Below are 17,895 nucleotides of genomic sequence, written 5' to 3'. Positions count from 1 at the left end.
CAAAGTTCGTCGCCATAAAGGTACAAATTTTTTAAAATAATGTTATACTATTGTAAGAAATTATTACGTATGAGAGGAAGAAATATATGTTGCGTGAAGCACAAGAAAAATTAAAAAAGTATTATGGATATGATAATTTTAGAAAAGGACAAGAAAATGTAATAGAGAGTATAATAAGCGGAAAAGATACCTTTGCTGTAATGCCTACTGGTGCAGGGAAATCGGTGTGTTACCAGATACCTGCTCTAATGCTAAAAGGAGTAACACTCGTAATATCACCACTTATATCGCTTATGAAGGATCAAGTAGATACATTGAATAGTATAGGGATAGCTGCAACATATATAAATAGCTCATTAAGTATTAATGAAGTTAATGAAAGAATTGATAAGGTAGCGCTTGGGGAGTTTAAGCTTCTTTATGTTGCCCCAGAAAGGTTAGAATCAGACTTCTTCTGCAATATGTTAAATAGATTAACAATATCGCTTTTAGCAGTGGATGAAGCTCATTGTGTATCTCAATGGGGACATGATTTTAGAACCAGTTATGCAGCAATTTCTAGTTTGATAGAAAAATTACAAGAAAGACCAATTATAGCGGCATTTACAGCTACTGCAACAGAGGAAGTAAGGTTAGACGTTATAAAGTTATTAAAATTAAGAGAGCCGGATGTTTATGTAACTGGTTTTAATAGAGAAAATTTGAGCTTTACTGTTATTCGTGGAGAAAACAAAAGAGATTTTGTATTAGAATACATTCAAGATAATAAAGACCAAGTAGGGATAATATACACTTCTACAAGGAAGGAAACGAATAATCTCTATGAGCTTTTGAATAAAAAGGGATATAGTGTTGGAAGATACCATGCGGGGCTAGGAGATGAAGAGCGAAAACAAAACCAAGAAAAGTTTTTGTACGACGATATCAACATTATTATAGCTACAAATGCTTTTGGAATGGGAATAGATAAATCAAATGTTCGATATGTAATTCATTATAATTTGCCAAAGAGTATGGAATCTTATTATCAAGAAGCGGGACGTGGAGGCAGAGATGGAGAGCCTAGCGAATGTATACTGTTATTTTCTGCAGCAGATGTGTTACTTCAAAAATTTTTTATAGAACAAAGTGTCGTATCACCTCAAAGGAAGGTAAATGAATATAAGAAACTTCAAGCTATGGTGGATTATTCACATACTTCAAGATGTTTACGACAGTTTATTTTGGAATATTTTGGCGAAGAAAATGTTCAAGATAAATGTGACAATTGCAGTACATGCAATGATGAAAGTGAACTGGTAGATATAACTATAGAGGCACAAAAAATATTTTCTTGCATCTTTAGGATGAAGGAGAGGTATGGTACTTCATTAATTGCAGAAGTACTTCGTGGCTCAAAGAATAAAAAAGTTTTGGAACTTGGATTTGATAAGTTATCTACTTATGGGATAATAAAGCAATATACTGTTAAAGAGATAAGAGACCTCATAAATGTGCTTACGGCAGAAGAATATCTTTCACTTGCAGATGGTCAATTTCCGGTGGTTCATTTAAAAGATAAAGCAGTGGCAGTACTTAAAAATGAAGAAAAAGTGTATCAAAAGGTTGAGAAAAAGAAAGCTAAGGTAGCTCGCGATACTGGTTTGTTTGAAATATTGAGGTCCCTTCGAAAAGAAATTTCAGACCGGGAAAAAGTTCCACCTTATATTGTGTTTGCAGATAGCGCGTTAAGAGAGATGAGCGAATATTTCCCAGTAAATAATAAAGAAATGCTAAACATTAAAGGGGTAGGAGAATCTAAGCTTAAGAAGTATGGTGAGGAATTCATTCAGGTTATAAAAAAATATATGCAGGAAAACAATATAGAACTAAAGGCAGAAATACTATATAATGAAAATGATGAGAAGGTTCAAACTGAATGTGCGGTAGAAAAAGCTTGCGAAAATGAAGGAAAGATCCCTAGCTATGTTATTACTTATAATATGTATAAAGAGGGTAAAAGCATAGAGGACATAATTTACGAGAGAAAATTAAAAAGCCTCACAGTACAAGAACATATATTTAAATGTGCTTATGAGGGTTTTGATGTTAATTTAGATGATTTTATTCCAAAACATCAGGAAGCGCTTATTATTGAAGTTATAGAAAAAATTGGAGCTTCAAAGCTTAGACCTATCAAAGAAGCATTACCAGAAGAAATAGATTATTTAGCTATAAAAGCAACAATATTTAAATACGCTAACAATAAGATTTCTTAGAAAAAAGGAGAAAATATGAATAAATTATTTAATGAACTAGGATTACAAGAAAACCTTATAGAAGGTTTGATTAAACAGGGGATACAGAGCCCTACAGAAATTCAAGTAAAGGCTATACCAATTGGACTTGAGGGCAAGGATATTATAGGAGAATCAGAAACAGGTTCAGGTAAAACACTGGCTTACTTATTACCTATATTTCAAAAAATAGACACAACATCAAAGGATATTCAAGCGATTGTACTTGCACCTACTCATGAACTTGCAATGCAAATACATAAGCAAATAGAATTGCTATCAGAGAACTCAAATAGCAACATCAAATCAACTACCATAATAGGTAATGTTAACATCAAAAGACAGCTAGAAGCTCTTAAGGAAAAGCCACATATAATAGTTGGATCCGCAGGAAGAATTTTAGAACTTATAACTATGAAGAAACTGAAATCACACTTCGTTAAGACTATAGTAATAGATGAAGGCGATAGAATGATAGATGAAGATAACATAGATGGGGTAAAGGCCATAATAAAAACTACGCTTAGGGATAGACAAATTATGATATTTTCAGCTACGATTTCGCTTAAAGTTGTTGAGATTGCTAAAACTTTGATGAAGGATCCAGAAGTAATTAAAGTGGGTGATAAAAGTCAGGTAAATCCTAATATAGAGCACATGTATTTCGTAGTTGAAAAGAGAGAGAAACTGGTTCTACTCAGAAAACTCATAAGTGCTACTAAACCTGAAAAAGCAATAATATTTATAAACAAAAGTGATGAGGTAGAAATTACAACTTCAAAGCTTGGTTATCACGGATTAAAGGTTGAGGGTATTCATGGAAGCTCTGATAAACTTAATAGAAAAAAAGCTATTGAGGATTTCAATGCAGGAAAAATTCAACTATTAGTTGCTTCTGATTTAGCAGCTAGAGGCCTTGATATAGTAGGAGTGTCACATATATTTAATCTTGATATACCAGAGAATCCTAAGGATTATTTACATAGGGTAGGTAGAACGGCAAGAATGGGTGAACATGGTTTTGCATTATCTATAACAGAAGAGAGAGAACTTGATCTAATTAAAAACTATGAAAAAGATTTTAATATAGAAATTCTGCCTAAAGATATTCGTATGGGAACAATTATTGATTTACAAAACACACCTAAAGCAAAGTCAATAGAACATAATTTTAGATCTGATAGCAAAGCATCAAACACTAATAAGTCTAATAAAACTAGATAAGAAAGAAATAAATTACATTGGCCTAGTTTCTTTCCGTATGGTATAATGAGTCAGTAGTTTTGACTAGAATGAAATTACTTAATGTATGGAGGTATTTATAAAGATATGATTAGTACAAATAACGTAAGTTTAAGATATGGTGCACGTAAATTATTTGATAATGTTAATATAAAATTTACTCCAGGTAATTGTTATGGATTAATTGGTGCGAACGGTGCCGGTAAATCAACGTTTCTTAATATATTATCAGGTCAAATTGAACCTAATACAGGAGAAGTTAATATTACAGCAGGAGAAAGATTAGCATTCTTAAAGCAAGATCATTTTGAATTTGATGAATATGAAGTTGTCAAAACTGTAATGATGGGGCATGTAAGATTGTTTGAAATAATGAATGAAAAAGATGAATTATATGCAAAACCAGATTTTACTGATGAGGACGGAATTAGAGCTTCGGTACTAGAAGGCGAATTTGCAGAACTTAATGGATGGGAAGCTGAATCAGAAGCTTCAACTCTATTGATGGGACTTGGAATAACTGAAGACCTTCAAAACAAAACAATGAAGGAATTAACAGGATCAGAAAAGGTTAAGGTACTCCTTGCTCAAACACTATTTGGAAAACCAGACATTCTATTACTAGATGAGCCTACAAACAATTTAGATGTAAAATCTAAAAATTGGCTTGAAAGTTTCCTACTGAATTTTGATAGTACTGTTATAGTTGTTTCCCATGATAGACATTTTTTAAATAAAATATGTACTCATGTTGCAGATATAGACTTTAGCAAAATTCAATTATTTGTTGGAAATTATGATTTTTGGTATGAATCTAGTCAGTTGGCTCTTCAAATGGCTAAAGATCAAAATAAGAAAAAAGAAGAAAAAATTGTTGAATTACAAAACTTTATTGCTAGATTTAGTTCTAATGCATCTAAAGCAAAACAGGCTACTTCTCGTAAAAAGCAATTAGATAAATTGACTTTAGATGATATAAAACCATCTTCTCGTAAATATCCATTTGTTGGATTTAAGCCAGAAAGAGAAGCGGGAAATGATTTATTGACAGTTAAAAATCTAAGTAAAACTGTGGATGGAGAAATACTTCTTGATAATGTTTCTTTTATAGTTAACAAGGGAGATAAGATTGCTTTTACAGGTGCAGATGAAATAGCTAAAACTACATTATTTAAGATAGTAATGGGTGAAATGGAGCCGGATAGTGGTGAGGTTAAGTGGGGAATTACTACTTCTAAGGCTTACTTACCAAAGGATAACACGGAATATTTTAATGGCGTAGATTGCACATTAGTTGATTGGCTTCGCCAATATTCAGATGAAAAGGCTGAAAGCTTTATTAGAGGCTTTTTAGGCAGAATGCTTTTCTCTGGAGAAGAGGCCCTTAAAAAAGCCAGCGTATTGTCCGGTGGAGAAAAGGTTAGATGCATGCTTTCTAAAATGATGCTTAGTAATGCTAATGTATTAATTTTTGATGAGCCCACTAATCATTTAGACCTAGAGTCTATTACGGCGTTAAACAATGGGTTAACTAGCTATACTGGAACAATGTTACTTACATCTCATGACTCCCAACTAGTTGCAACAGTTGCAACTAGAATAATAGAAATTACACCTAAGGGGATAATGGATAAACAAATGACTTATGATGAATTTATAGAAAATAATGAAGTTCAAAAAGAACTAGATCTTATGTACAAATAAAAAAGAAGCACTTCTAATAATATTATTAGGAGTGCTTCTTTTTTTATTAAATTAACAACCAAAGCCACCAAAGCCGCCGAAGCCGCCACGGCCACCAATACCACCACAGCCTAATAGTAAAAGAATTATCAAGATACTGCCATTTCCGCAGCCAAAGCCACTTCCAAAGCCACTTCCAAAGTTATTATCACAGCAGCAAGCAGGTTTACAACAACTAACAGGCTTACAACAACTAACAGGTTCACAGCAACAACAACAATTTTTATGTCTATGACTCATATAAATAACCTCCTTATTTTTAATAAGTAAAAGTTTAAAAATCAACGTAGGTAGCTAAATTAGCAACTTAAGAAGAAATTTTACACTTAAACTTAAGTAATGAAGTTGCTTTGGTGTTAATGCCACCATAAATAGGTGATGGACTGCTTTTGAAAGGTCGTTAAATGAATGAAGTTGTAGCTGTACTTTAATATATTCCGCATTTTATTAAGTGTGAATATAAGTTGTAGGAAATCTTTAAAAAAAAATTTGATGAATCCTTTTATTTTCTCATAAAATATTCATAAGACCTATTCATCATACAGAAGTAATGTCATTCCTATACGCATAGTATAATTATGTATATAATAACAAAAAATAGAATTTAATTGCGATTTATGATATAATAGAGTACATAATTAATATTAAGTTATAAATATCTTATATGGGTCACTGACAGTCACCTAAAAAAAGGGTTTTTCCTAAAAATATAGAATATAAGTATTAAGGATAAAAATTGTTTTAAAATGGGAGGTACATGATATGATAAAAGAGAATACGTTAACTTCGGCTAAAGAAGCTGGTGGATCAACAGCAGAAGAGGCAATAACAATAGTTTCTGATGTTACAAAAGAAAATGTTGATAAGACTATTAATGCGGTGAAGGATATGGCTAAAAATGTTAAATCAAAAGCTAGAAGGGCAACTACTGCTACAAAAAAAACAGCTAAAAAAACAATAGCGAAGAGAATTGATGTTGGATTCTATGTTCAATATAAGGGAAAAGAGGTTTCCAAAAAAACAATACTAGAAAAAGTTTATGAAGAATGGGTAAAATCTCACAAAATTACAGAACTTAAAACCTTAGATGTATATATAAAGGTTGAAGAAGATATAGCCTATTGCTTGGTAAATGGTGAAATTAAGATTAATTTGAAATTATCCTAACATAATTCAATAATATTTTAGGAGGGGATTTTTAATGTTGCAAGAAAGACTTAATAAGGTTCTAAAGATCATGGCGCTAAAGAAAACACCTCAAATGATAGTTTCTGACCCAGCGGCTATATTCTATCTTACGGGGAAGTGGATTTTATCAGGAGAAAGAATGCTTGTACTCTATATTAACTTAGATGGACATAACAAATTGTTTATAAATGAGTTATTCCCTATAAGTGAAGATTTAGGGGTAGAAAAGATATGGTTTAACGATACTCAGAGTCCAGTAGAAATTCTTGCAAGAAACATTGATAAAGATAAGCCTATGGGAATAGATAAAAATTGGCCAGCTCATTTCTTAATAAAATTAATGAAGCTTAAAGGTGGAAGTACATTTGTTAATGGATCTGAAATTCTTGACAGAGTAAGAATGTGTAAGGACGAAGGTGAAAAAGATCTAATGAGGGCAGCTTCAAAATTAAATGATACCGCTGTGGATAAAATGATAAAGCTTATCCCTAAAAAATATTCAGAAAAGAAAATGGGAAAGTTGCTTGGTGATATATGGGAAGAAATGGGTACTGAAGGGCATTCATTTGATCCGATTATAGGTTATGGGGCAAATGCTGCTGATCCTCATCATGAATTGGATGGATCAATGGTTAAAGAAGGGGACAGCGTAGTTATTGATATCGGATGTAAGATGAATTCATACTGCTCAGACATGACTAGAACTGTTTTCTATAAAAGTGTATCAGATCATAGTAGAGAAGTTTATAATATTGTTAAAGAAGCAAATAAAAGGGGAATTGAAAAAGTTAAAGCAGGCGTTAGATTTTGTGATATTGATGCTGCAGCTAGAGACTATATCTCGGAGAAAGGATATGGAAAATATTTTACTCATAGATTAGGGCATTCAATAGGAATAGAAGTTCATGATTTCGGTGATGTTTCCTCTGCTAATACTGATAAAGTTCAGCCAGGACAAATTTTCTCCATTGAGCCAGGTATTTATCTTCCGGGTGACGTGGGTGTTCGTATAGAGGATTTAGTAATAGTTACGAAAGAAGGTTGTGAGGTATTAAACCATTATACAAAGGACTTAATTATTGTAGAATAGTATAAAAGTGCTAAATAAAATAAAAGAGCTAAATAATATAAAAGGGCTTTGATAAATTAAAATTTTATCGAAGCTCTTTTATATTATTTCGAGGGTATAAATAATTTTCATTGTTATATATAATGTATAAGGTGTGGGTACACTAATGTAAGAGGATATCCACAAAATTGAATTTAGTAAATAACAACAAAGTAAATGGATATAACTTGTAAGATAAATTTTAAAATTTAAAAGGAGCGATTTAAAATGGCGAAGAGCTTTCCAAAAGGATTTCTATGGGGCGGAGCAGTAGCAGCTAACCAATGTGAAGGTGCGTACAATGAAGATGGCAAAGGGTTATCAACACAAGATATTGCACCAAAAGGTATAATTGGGAAAGTTACAGAAGAACCAACAGAAGATAACATGAAATTAGTAGGTATTGATTTTTATCATAGATATAAAGAAGATATTAAACTGTTTGCACAAATGGGGTTTAAAACATTTAGAACATCAATTGCATGGTCTAGAATATTTCCAAATGGTGATGATGAAATGCCAAATGAGAAGGGATTACAATTTTATGATGATTTATTTGATGAATGTCTAAAATATGGAATTGAGCCACTTGTAACAATTTCACATTATGAGACTCCTCTTGCTCTTTCTAAGAACTATAATGGGTGGGTAAATCGTGCGTTAGTAGGATTTTTTGAGAACTATATAAGAATAATTTTTGCTAGATATAAAAATAAGGTGAAATATTGGCTTACTTTTAACGAAATTAATTCAGTATTAAATGCACCATATATGAGCGGTGGTATATTTACGGATAAAGAAAAATTAACGAAGCAAGATTTATATCAGGCGATACATCATGAATTAGTAGCAAGTGCAATGGCAGTTAAGATTGGGCATGAAATGATACCAGGAGCAAAATTTGGATGTATGATTCTTGGTGTACCAAATTATCCATTAACGCCTCATCCAAGCGATGTAATTGAAGCAATGAAACAGGATAGAGAAAATTTATATTTCGCAGATGTTCACGCAAGGGGAGCATATCCTAAATATATGGATAGATACTTTAAAAATAACAATATTAAAATACATATGGAGCCAGGAGACACTGAGGTACTTAAAAATACAGTGGATTTTATCTCATTTAGCTATTATATGAGTTCTTGTGCAACAGCAGACCCTAAAAAGAGAGAAGTGGGAACAGGAAACATTATTTCAGGTGTACATAACCCATATCTTGAAGCTTCAGATTGGGGGTGGCAGATAGATCCACAAGGATTGCGTTACATACTTAATCTTTTTTATGACCGTTACCAAAAACCTTTATTCATTGTTGAAAATGGGTTAGGTGCTATTGATAAATTAATAATTGATGAAAATGGAAACAAAACAGTAATTGACGATTACAGAATTAAGTATTTAAATGATCATTTGGTTCAAGTAGCGGAGGCAATCGACGACGGAGTCGATATAATGGGGTATACTTCATGGGGATGCATTGATCTTGTCAGCGCAACAACTGCAGAACTCAGAAAGCGTTATGGATTTATCTATGTTGATCGTAATGATGATGGAACAGGTACATTAGAAAGATATAAGAAAAAAAGCTTTGATTGGTATAAAGAAGTAATTTCAACAAATGGGAAAAGTTTAATATAAAATAAGAATATAATTTTTTATTGGAGGGATAATCATGTTAAATATAGGTTGTCATTTATCAGTATCAAAAGGGTATAAAGCCATGGGGAAAGATGCTCTTAGCATAGGGGCAAATACATTTCAGTTTTTTACTCGTAATCCTAGAGGTAGTAAAGCAAAAGAAATTGATCCGAGTGATGTAGAAGCTTTATTAGAAATATTAAAAGAAAATAAATTTGCGACAATCTTAGCGCATGCGCCATACACACTTAATGCTTGTTCTGCTGATGAAAAAACAAGAGAATTTGCAGTGATGATTATGGAAGATGATTTATCTAGAATGGAATACTTCCCGAATAGTTTTTATAACTTCCATCCGGGTAGCCATATAAAACAGGGTGTTGAGAAGGGAATAGAATATATTATAAATATGCTTAACACTATATTGAAACCAGAGCAAACCACTACGGTACTTCTTGAAACAATGGCTGGTAAAGGAACAGAAGTAGGACGAACGTTTGAAGAATTAAAACAAATTCTTGATGGTGTTACCCTTTCAGACAAAATGGGTGTATGTCTTGATACTTGCCATATATATGATGCTGGTTATGATATCGTTAATGATTTAGATGGCGTAATAGATGAGTTTGATAGAATTATTGGACTTGATAAGCTTTATGCAATTCACTTAAATGATAGTAAAAATCCATTTGAAAGTCATAAAGACAGACATGAAAAAATTGGAGAAGGTTCAATTGGAATAGAAGCGATTAGTAGAATTATTAATCACCCCAAGTTACGTCACTTACCATTCTATTTAGAAACACCAAATGAATTAGCTGGTCATGCGCAGGAAATTAAGATATTAAGAGAAGCATATAAAAACTAATAAAATACTATTGATAAGTTAGGTTTTCTTTGTTAAAATAGAATCGAAGACATATTTCAATTATTGACCCAGTGGGACGTTTTAATTCCCACTGAATATAAAGCGTATTAAATTACCATATACATATGGAAGGAGATAATATTATGATTTATTCAACAGAAGTTTCAGAAATGATGTGTGTTGCAAAAGGACCTAATCATGGATCGGCACCAATTCCTGAAGAAGGAAAATGGGTACAAAGTAAAGAAATTAAAGATATCTCAGGTTTAACACACGGAATTGGCTGGTGTGCTCCTCAACAGGGTGCATGCAAGCTTACTTTAAATGTAAAAGAGGGTATAATACAAGAAGCATTAGTTGAGGTAATAGGATGCTCTGGTAGTACTCACTCAGCTGCAATGGCATCAGAAATACTTCCAGGAAAAACTATTTTAGAAGCGTTAAACACAGATTTAGTGTGTGATGCAATAAATACAGCTATGAGAGAGTTATTCCTTCAAATTGTTTACGGAAGAACTCAAACAGCATTTTCAGAAGGTGGACTACCTATAGGAGCTGGACTTGAAGACTTAGGTAAAGGTCTTAGAAGTCAAGTTGGTACAATGTATGGAACACTTGCTAAGGGCCCAAGATATTTAGAAATGGCTGAAGGTTATGTTACTAATATTGCATTAGATAAAAATAACGAGATAATAGGTTATAAATTTGTTCAACTTGGAAAAATGATGGAAATGATCAAAACAGGTATGGATGCTAATGAAGCTATGGAAAAAGCTACTGGAAGTTATGGTAGATTTGCAGAAGCAACAACAGTAATCGACCCAAGAAACAAATAATATAAGAAGGAGGAATAATTAAATGGCTTTATTTGAAAGTTATGAAAGAAGAATAGATCAAATATTACCTGTGTTAAGTAAGCACGGTATAAACTCACTAGAAGAAGCAAGAACAATTTGCGAAGAAAAAGGTATCGATGTTTTTGGTATAGTTAAAGGAATTCAACCTATAGCATTTGAAAATGCTTGCTGGGCATATGCAGTAGGTGCTTCTATAGCAATTAAAAATGGTTGTACTAAGGCAGCTGATGCAGCAGTATATATAGGAGAAGGTCTTCAATCGTTTTGTATACCTGGTTCTGTTGCTGATGACAGAAAAGTTGGAATTGGACATGGTAACTTAGCAGCTATGCTTCTACGCGAAGAAACTAAATGCTTCGCATTTTTAGCTGGACATGAATCATTTGCTGCTGCGGAAGGTGCAATTGGCCTTGCAAGAGCTGCAAACAAAGTAAGAACAGAACCTTTAAAAGTAATACTTAATGGTCTTGGAAAAGATGCTGCTTATATAATTTCAAGAATTAATGGATTTACTTATGTTCAAACTAAATTTGATTACTATACTAGTAAATTAACAGTAGTTAAAGAAACAGCTTATTCTGATGGAGAAAAAGCTAAAGTAAGATGTTACGGAGCAGATGATGTACGCGAAGGCGTTTCAATAATGCATTCTGAGGGAGTAGACGTTTCAATTACAGGAAACTCTACAAATCCAACAAGATTCCAACATCCAGTTGCTGGTACTTATAAAAAAGAATGTTGCGCAGAAGGTAAGAAATACTTCTCAGTTGCATCAGGTGGTGGTACTGGAAGAACTCTTCACCCAGATAATATGGGAGCAGGTCCTGCTTCATACGGAATGACTGATACTATGGGAAGAATGCATTCAGATGCACAATTTGCAGGTTCTTCATCAGTACCAGCTCACGTTGAAATGATGGGACTTATCGGAATGGGTAACAACCCTATGGTTGGAGCTTCAGTTGCGGTTGCGGTTGCAGTAGAAGAAGCAATAGTAAATAAAGTCTAAGAAAAGGTACAAGCCCAGCATTTAGTGATAATTGACTAAATGCTAGGGCTTTTATTCTCGTCTATAACTAATGTCAAATCAAATTACTAGATTCAAAAAAACCTGCTGAATGGTTAAGAACGGAGTAGATAAAAAGATAGACATGAGAGAAGTCGCATGTCTATCTTGTGTTAATGAAAACTAGTAGTCATTACTACCAGTTGGTTTACCTGCATAAAGGTTATATCCTATGAAAACCGAGACAATGCTTATTATAACTGTAGCAATAGCTACACAAATCAGAATAGTAGTTCCTAGAGGCATTATAGAAAAACTTTCAAAAAATTCTACTTCGCCAGTGTATGATGATATCGGCATAGAAGATTTTAGAAAAGCTAAAAGTCCATAACCGATAGTAGCAAACCCAGCAAAACTTAAGAGCCTAAGTTTTTTGCTTTTTATAAAAGTAATTGCAACTCCCACAAAAACAATTATTACTAATATGCATAACATTAATAGATCTCCTTTTGTTGTGTCTATTACTTGATTTATAGCAGAGTCTGGAGGAGCGTTACTAAAACCTTGGGAATCCGTAAGGTATACAAATCCAAATATACTACCGAGTAACACAGCACCAGAAATATAGAATAGGATGTACATTATAAATATCATAACTATTGGTAGCAAAAATATATTTAACGCTGTATATTTTCGGCTTACAGGAACAGTTTCAAAAAGTTTGTGATCACCATGAAGTATCCCATTAATCATCCATACAATTATAATAGGCAAATTACAAGGTAAAAAAGAATCGAAAATTGCTGTGTTTCCGAAAAATATAGATATATTCATGAAAATTATTACAGCAAAAGCAAAAACATAAAGTAATACCTTTAAAGGGGCTGGTGAGTTAATATCAATTGGAGGATATGAATTTAGCAATAGCTTTTGATAAGCAATGAATTTTTTTAACATGTTAAGCACCTCTCTCCTTTATATAGTTTATAGGATATTAACATTGAAATAGGGATTATTACTACACAGACGCAGACTAATAATAATAAAAATTCATTGTAACGAGGCATTATTGCAATGCTTTTCCAAAAATTTATTGTACCAAGTTCAGTTACAACCGGTAATAAGTTTTTAAATAAAAGAAGTACTATTAGGATAAGTACAACTCCAAATATTGTAAGGGTTTTTCTAAGGCAATTAAGCCTTATAAAAAATATGGGCAATAAGATACTAGCTACTATAGTAGAGGTGCACCCTATTAATAATATAGTTTTCCAACTAATTATTAATACACTCATACTCGAAGTGAAGTTTAATTGTGTCATAAGCCTCGCAAATAGGAGCAATATAGCAGCTGGAAAAGTAATAAATATAAAAACAAAAAAATAAATATTTATAAGCGAATACAATTTTGAAACTGGTACAATTTCAAATAATTTATTTTGTGAATTTATAGTGGAGTAAATTGCATACAAAGCAAAAACCGTGGTATAGAATATAAATCCTCCATCTCCGAATATTAGGTCTAAAGTAATCATAATTAGCATGTAAATAAATATACTAAAAAAAACAAATGTTAAAGAATTTTTCGTATTAGCGAACCATGATGAATCACTTAAAAGTAACTGATAATTCCAAAATTTCTTTAGCATTATTCCACCTCCTTGTAAAACTTTCTATAATTTGCTAAGTGGTAGTTCCTTGTCATCTTCATTTTTTTGCACCCATGTAAAGCATAATGTCCTCAACTGTAGGCCTGGCGGTTTTAACCCCTTCAAAATTTTGAAGTTTTAGATTTTTGTTGCATAATCCCTCATATCCGAAGGTCGTTTCCTTTATGCCTATAAGTCCAGATTTAATTTCATCTGTCATAGATTCTCTCTCAATATGTGCAAGAAGATAGGTATCAAGCATTTCATCTTTCCCCTTAGAAAAAACAATTTTACCATTATCAATCATTGTTATATAATCTGCAATTTTTTCAAGATCACTTGTAATATGAGTTGAAAATAGTATGGATCTTTGCTCATTTTGCATAAGTTCTAAGAGTAAATCAATTACGTCAGCTCTTGCGATTGGGTCAAGGCCTGCTGTGGGTTCGTCAAGTATAATTAAATCTGGATTATGACATAGTGCCATTACAACTCCGAATTTCATCTGCATACCTTTTGAATATGCTTTAAGCTTTTTACTTGGATTAAGTTCAAAGCGCTTCATAAGTTCGTCAAATTTTTTATCATCAAAGGTTTTATAAAAGGGTGATATCATTTTTTTAATTTTAATAGGTTTGAGGTTAAGAGGATAAATTAGACTGTCAAAGACAACTCCTATTTTTGCTTTAACAGTTTCTTCGTTTCCGAACATAGGAGTACCATCGAAGAATACTTGTCCCGTTGTTTTTGGAATCATATTAAGTATTGTTTTAATAAGGGTGGTTTTACCTGAACCGTTCTTTCCTATAAACCCCATAATAGTTCCTTTTTGAATTGAAAAATTTATATCATCCAAAGAGAAATCTCCTATACTTCCATTCAAGTTTTTGATTTCCAAAGCCTTATTAGTCATTTCTACTACCTCCGTATATTTCATTTATAACTTTAAGCATTTCCTCAGGGGATATGCCACAAGCGTCTGTAAATTCTTTAATTTCAAGAAGTCGTTCATGAAGCATGTCAATGTGTATTGCCTTAACTTTTTTTCGGTCAATCTCTGCCACAAAGCATCCTCGTCCTTGTAAATTGATGACAATACCCTCTTTTCCAAGTTCTTCATAAGCACGTTTTACTGTTATGATTCCAACCTTCAAATCTTTTGCCATAAGCCTTATTGACGGCAATTGCTCCTTGGATTTTAGCTTTCCGCTGAGTACCATTTCTTTTATTTGATTTTGTATTTGCTCATATATGGGCGTTTGCGAAAGGGATGATATAAGAATATTCAAGCACACTACCTCCTTGTCTACTGTTATTATATGATAGATACAGATAATTGTCAATAATTTCTTTTAATTACAATTTATCAATTAGAAGCTTTCCTTGACATGTTTTTTAAAAAGAATTAACATTATAGTAATTAAATCATCTCCTGCGGAGCTGAAATATTAACGACTTCAGAATGAGATTTATACTCCCACTGAAGTTTTATTTTTGCTAGGGTAGTTAACCCCCACTTGTAGAAGTGGGAGACTTTCCTTCTGAACTGTCGTTAAAACTTAAGAGGGTGAGTCCTATAAAAAAGAGAATAGCTATTGTAGCACTAGATTATACGGCTGCAAAATTTTACGAAAATCAGATTAAAGAGCTTTTTGGTGAGCTAGTAACCACATGTGCTTATAATGTATTAAATGGATCAGTTAAAGAAATAAAGGAAGCTGATTTATTTGTAGTTTCAACCGATGCTTTCGAAAACATTACGGATTTTCAGGAGTGCATCCCCATTGATGTTCCTAAAGTAGAAATTGCAGTGGCTTTTACTAACAAATCTCTTGATATTTTAAGGAGTATACCAAATGGAAGTAAAGCTTTGTTTGTCAATCTCAGTGAAAAAATGGTGCGCGAGGCTATAACTAGACTAAGCCAACTAGGCATAAATCACATAGATTTTACTCCATATTATCCTGGAGCAAAGCTGGTTAGTGGGTTCGAGTTGTCGGTAACACCAGGTGAATTACGTTATGTACCAAAAGATATAAAGACTATTATCGACCTTGGGCAGCGTGTGCTAGATTCAACCACTATGGTTGAAATAGCACTGAGGCTAAAATTTGATTACCTATTAGAGAGTGGGAAATTCAAGGAATATTTTCGTTCTTTAGCTGTCAATAATTATAGCTTTAATCAACTGTTTGGAAGATCTCTTCAAATGGAAAGTCAATTTGAAATTTTGATGGAAATTATGGATGAAGGGATTATTGGTGTGAATGATAATGATGTTATTTTTGCTTGCAATTCAAGAGCACTAGAAATTACAGGTGTTACGAAAGAACAATCCATCGATCATCCTGCTACGTTAAATTTCTCGTTTTTACCTTTTGAGGAGTGTAGGAGTACGCGAAAAAAGATAAATAATCGTTTGATTAGAGTGAGTGGCGTGGATATTACTGTAACCGTTACTCCTGTAATACGTGGAGAGGAATATCTCGGTTCTTTTGCTACTATACAAAAATTTACCGAAGAAGAGTATAAACAACATAATCTGCGTATTCAATTACTTAATAAAGGGCACAAAGCTAAATATACCTTTGAGGATATCATCGGGGAGAGCGATGTAATAAAAAAAGCATGTACCATTGCTAAAAAAATGGCGAAAACCAATTCTACTGTCTTAATTACAGGTGAGAGCGGAACGGGGAAGGAACTTTTTGCACATGCTGTACACAACGAATCAGAGCGTCATAACTATCCTTTTATTGCCATAAACTGCGCAGCAATACCAGATAATCTGCTAGAAAGTGAACTATTTGGTTACGATGAAGGATCTTTTACTGGTGCTAAAAGGGGTGGAAAATTGGGACTTTTTGAATATGCTCATAGGGGAACAATATTTTTAGATGAAGTAGAGGGAATGAGCCCGGCCCTCCAAATAAAACTGCTTCGTGTTATTCAAGAAAGAGAGATTATGCGGATCGGCGGCAATAAAATTATTAGTATTGATGTACGAATAATAGCTGCAGCCAATGAAAATCTTGAAGAGCTGGTGTCTAACGGGAGTTTTCGGAATGACCTCTACTTCCGTCTAAACACCTTGCCAATTCAGCTTCCTCCATTGCGAGAGCGCGGTGAAGACATTATGCTGTTGTTTGACTACTTTAAACATAAATTAGGAGGAAAATTCATCCTATCTACACAAGTAATTAATGCATTGCTCTCTCATAATTGGAATGGAAATATTCGTGAACTACACAACTATGTAGAATATCTCACCTATATAGATAAAGATATGGTGTATTACGACGATTTACCACCTGGGTTCTACAATAATGCTATGTCAACATTAAAATGCAAGTCTGACACTAGCATTAATCTAGATGCTAAACTTTTGGAGCAATTAGCAGGTAATCAATTAGATGATTATTTTTTTGTACTAGACAGATTGCATGTGGGATTTGTTCAACAAATTTCCATGGGTAGGTTATCAATTTCTGAGCAAGCAGAAAAAACGGGACGCTACCTAACCCAACAAGAAGTTCGCGGTATTTTAAACGATTTAAATAATTTAGGTTTAATTAAAATGTCGCGAGGTAGAGGTGGTAGTAAAATAAATGACCGAGGCATAAAGGTTTTCAACAAACTGCAATCTCAACTTAAATAGACATTATTTTTCATTAAATTGGCACCATATTTGTTGTATTTATGTTATAGCAAATATTTCTTGCATAAATAAATATAAGAAGGGTGTAAATTATGAAGTAATAGAATCTTGTTCTAATAATTGAAAATCAATTGTTAGAACAAGATGGAGTTTATTCAATAGATTTTAAGGACTTTGAAAAAAATTAAAACAGAAAACAACTAATTAAAAGGCAATGTAAAATTATTCTTCAATGAGATTAAAAGACCAAGTGATATCTGATTTATAAGTATTTGCAACACCACTTTCAACTTCAAAGGCAGTTTTAAGCACATATTCTATCATTTCAGGGGTCATACCTTTTCCTTTTATATTATATGAAAGATCGATTTTTTCGATAGGTTTTGGAGCCACTGATCCTCTTTCTCCATTCACAATCACTTCGTATTCTGAAATTTGAGCCCCTCTAGCCTTAAGCATTGTAACTATATCTACACTTGTACATGCTGCAACCGCATGAAGAAGTATTTCAATTGGCTTTGGACCTAAAACTTTTCCGTTATTCATTTCTGCAGGACCAGCCAGCACGAATTTTGCTCCCTCTGGAGTTGTACATTCAAATGCCGCTCCGTCTCCAAGCCATTTTACTACTGCGTTCATCATAATAATTAATTCCTCCT

Annotated in this window: 16 protein-coding genes; 10 read left to right on the top strand and 6 right to left on the bottom strand. The window is 33.0% G+C overall.

Features of this window, described 5'->3' with window-relative positions; genetic code table 11:
- The first annotated feature begins 86 nt into the window (after nt 1-86).
- The 3 genes from recQ to ACWJKS_RS13770 all read left to right on the top strand — a co-directional run bounded on the left by recQ (nt 87) and on the right by ACWJKS_RS13770 (nt 5,222).
- On the top strand, nt 87-2,258 hold the full coding sequence (gene recQ / locus ACWJKS_RS13780) for a DNA helicase RecQ (RefSeq protein ID WP_216303258.1): 2,172 nt from the start codon (nt 87-89) through the stop codon (nt 2,256-2,258).
- Nucleotides 2,259-2,273: 15 nt separating this feature from the next.
- Nucleotides 2,274-3,500 carry a DEAD/DEAH box helicase gene (locus ACWJKS_RS13775; protein WP_462952820.1) on the top strand — a complete coding sequence of 409 codons (1,227 nt, stop codon included), beginning with the start codon at nt 2,274-2,276 and terminating at the stop codon, nt 3,498-3,500.
- Nucleotides 3,501-3,605: 105 nt separating this feature from the next.
- Nucleotides 3,606-5,222, top strand: a complete 1,617-nt coding sequence (locus ACWJKS_RS13770) for an ABC-F family ATP-binding cassette domain-containing protein (RefSeq protein ID WP_462959800.1) — start codon at nt 3,606-3,608, stop codon at nt 5,220-5,222.
- 51 nt (nt 5,223-5,273) lie between these two features.
- Here the strand turns inward: ACWJKS_RS13770 and ACWJKS_RS13765 are convergent, their stop codons facing one another.
- On the bottom strand, nt 5,274-5,501 hold the full coding sequence (locus ACWJKS_RS13765) for a ground-like protein (RefSeq protein ID WP_216303255.1): 228 nt from the start codon (nt 5,499-5,501) through the stop codon (nt 5,274-5,276).
- A 522-nt stretch (nt 5,502-6,023) separates the two neighbouring features.
- Here ACWJKS_RS13765 and ACWJKS_RS13760 point away from each other — a divergent pair.
- From ACWJKS_RS13760 to ACWJKS_RS13735, 6 genes are all read left to right on the top strand, one after another.
- On the top strand, nt 6,024-6,428 hold the full coding sequence (locus ACWJKS_RS13760) for a DUF6465 family protein (protein WP_462953657.1): 405 nt from the start codon (nt 6,024-6,026) through the stop codon (nt 6,426-6,428).
- 34 nt (nt 6,429-6,462) lie between these two features.
- On the top strand, nt 6,463-7,539 hold the full coding sequence (locus ACWJKS_RS13755; protein ID WP_462953658.1) for a M24 family metallopeptidase: 1,077 nt from the start codon (nt 6,463-6,465) through the stop codon (nt 7,537-7,539).
- Nucleotides 7,540-7,785: 246 nt separating this feature from the next.
- Nucleotides 7,786-9,198, top strand: a complete 1,413-nt coding sequence (locus ACWJKS_RS13750; RefSeq protein WP_462959799.1) for a glycoside hydrolase family 1 protein — start codon at nt 7,786-7,788, stop codon at nt 9,196-9,198.
- A gap of 34 nt (nt 9,199-9,232) precedes the next feature.
- On the top strand, nt 9,233-10,066 hold the full coding sequence (locus tag ACWJKS_RS13745) for a deoxyribonuclease IV (RefSeq protein WP_462959798.1): 834 nt from the start codon (nt 9,233-9,235) through the stop codon (nt 10,064-10,066).
- Nucleotides 10,067-10,209: 143 nt separating this feature from the next.
- Nucleotides 10,210-10,902: an iron-sulfur cluster assembly scaffold protein gene (locus ACWJKS_RS13740; protein WP_216303251.1), complete on the top strand. Its 693-nt coding sequence runs from the start codon at nt 10,210-10,212 to the stop codon at nt 10,900-10,902.
- Nucleotides 10,903-10,924: 22 nt separating this feature from the next.
- Complete coding sequence (locus ACWJKS_RS13735) at nt 10,925-11,932, top strand: GGGtGRT protein (protein ID WP_462959797.1); 1,008 nt, start codon at nt 10,925-10,927, stop codon at nt 11,930-11,932.
- Between the two features lie 180 nt (nt 11,933-12,112).
- Here the strand turns inward: ACWJKS_RS13735 and ACWJKS_RS13730 are convergent, their stop codons facing one another.
- The 4 genes from ACWJKS_RS13730 to ACWJKS_RS13715 are packed head-to-tail and all read right to left on the bottom strand — an operon-like array spanning nt 12,113 to nt 14,867.
- Nucleotides 12,113-12,886 (bottom strand): hypothetical protein, encoded by a 774-nt coding sequence (locus ACWJKS_RS13730; protein WP_462959796.1) that lies wholly within the window; start codon nt 12,884-12,886, stop codon nt 12,113-12,115.
- A complete protein-coding gene (locus ACWJKS_RS13725; protein WP_462953660.1) occupies nt 12,880-13,578 on the bottom strand; it encodes an ABC-2 transporter permease in 699 nt (232 codons plus the stop codon). Before ACWJKS_RS13725 ends, ACWJKS_RS13730 begins: the two co-directional genes overlap by 7 nt.
- A gap of 58 nt (nt 13,579-13,636) precedes the next feature.
- Nucleotides 13,637-14,491, bottom strand: a complete 855-nt coding sequence (locus tag ACWJKS_RS13720; protein ID WP_462959795.1) for an ABC transporter ATP-binding protein — start codon at nt 14,489-14,491, stop codon at nt 13,637-13,639.
- Nucleotides 14,484-14,867, bottom strand: coding sequence for a GntR family transcriptional regulator (locus ACWJKS_RS13715; protein WP_202881889.1), 384 nt, complete (start codon nt 14,865-14,867; stop codon nt 14,484-14,486). The genes ACWJKS_RS13720 and ACWJKS_RS13715 overlap by 8 nt, the downstream gene beginning before the upstream one ends.
- Nucleotides 14,868-15,103: 236 nt before the next feature.
- Between ACWJKS_RS13715 and ACWJKS_RS13710 the strand changes: the two genes are divergently transcribed.
- On the top strand, nt 15,104-17,236 hold the full coding sequence (locus ACWJKS_RS13710) for a sigma-54 interaction domain-containing protein (protein WP_462959794.1): 2,133 nt from the start codon (nt 15,104-15,106) through the stop codon (nt 17,234-17,236).
- A 222-nt stretch (nt 17,237-17,458) separates the two neighbouring features.
- On the opposite strand, the gene ACWJKS_RS13705 is transcribed toward ACWJKS_RS13710, so the two are convergent.
- A complete protein-coding gene (locus ACWJKS_RS13705) occupies nt 17,459-17,878 on the bottom strand; it encodes an OsmC family protein (protein ID WP_165414357.1) in 420 nt (139 codons plus the stop codon).
- Between the last annotated feature and the right edge of the window lie 17 nt (nt 17,879-17,895).

The organism is Clostridium sp. CM038 (assembly GCF_055081105.1).
This window is presented reverse-complemented; position numbering and strand designations above follow the sequence as displayed.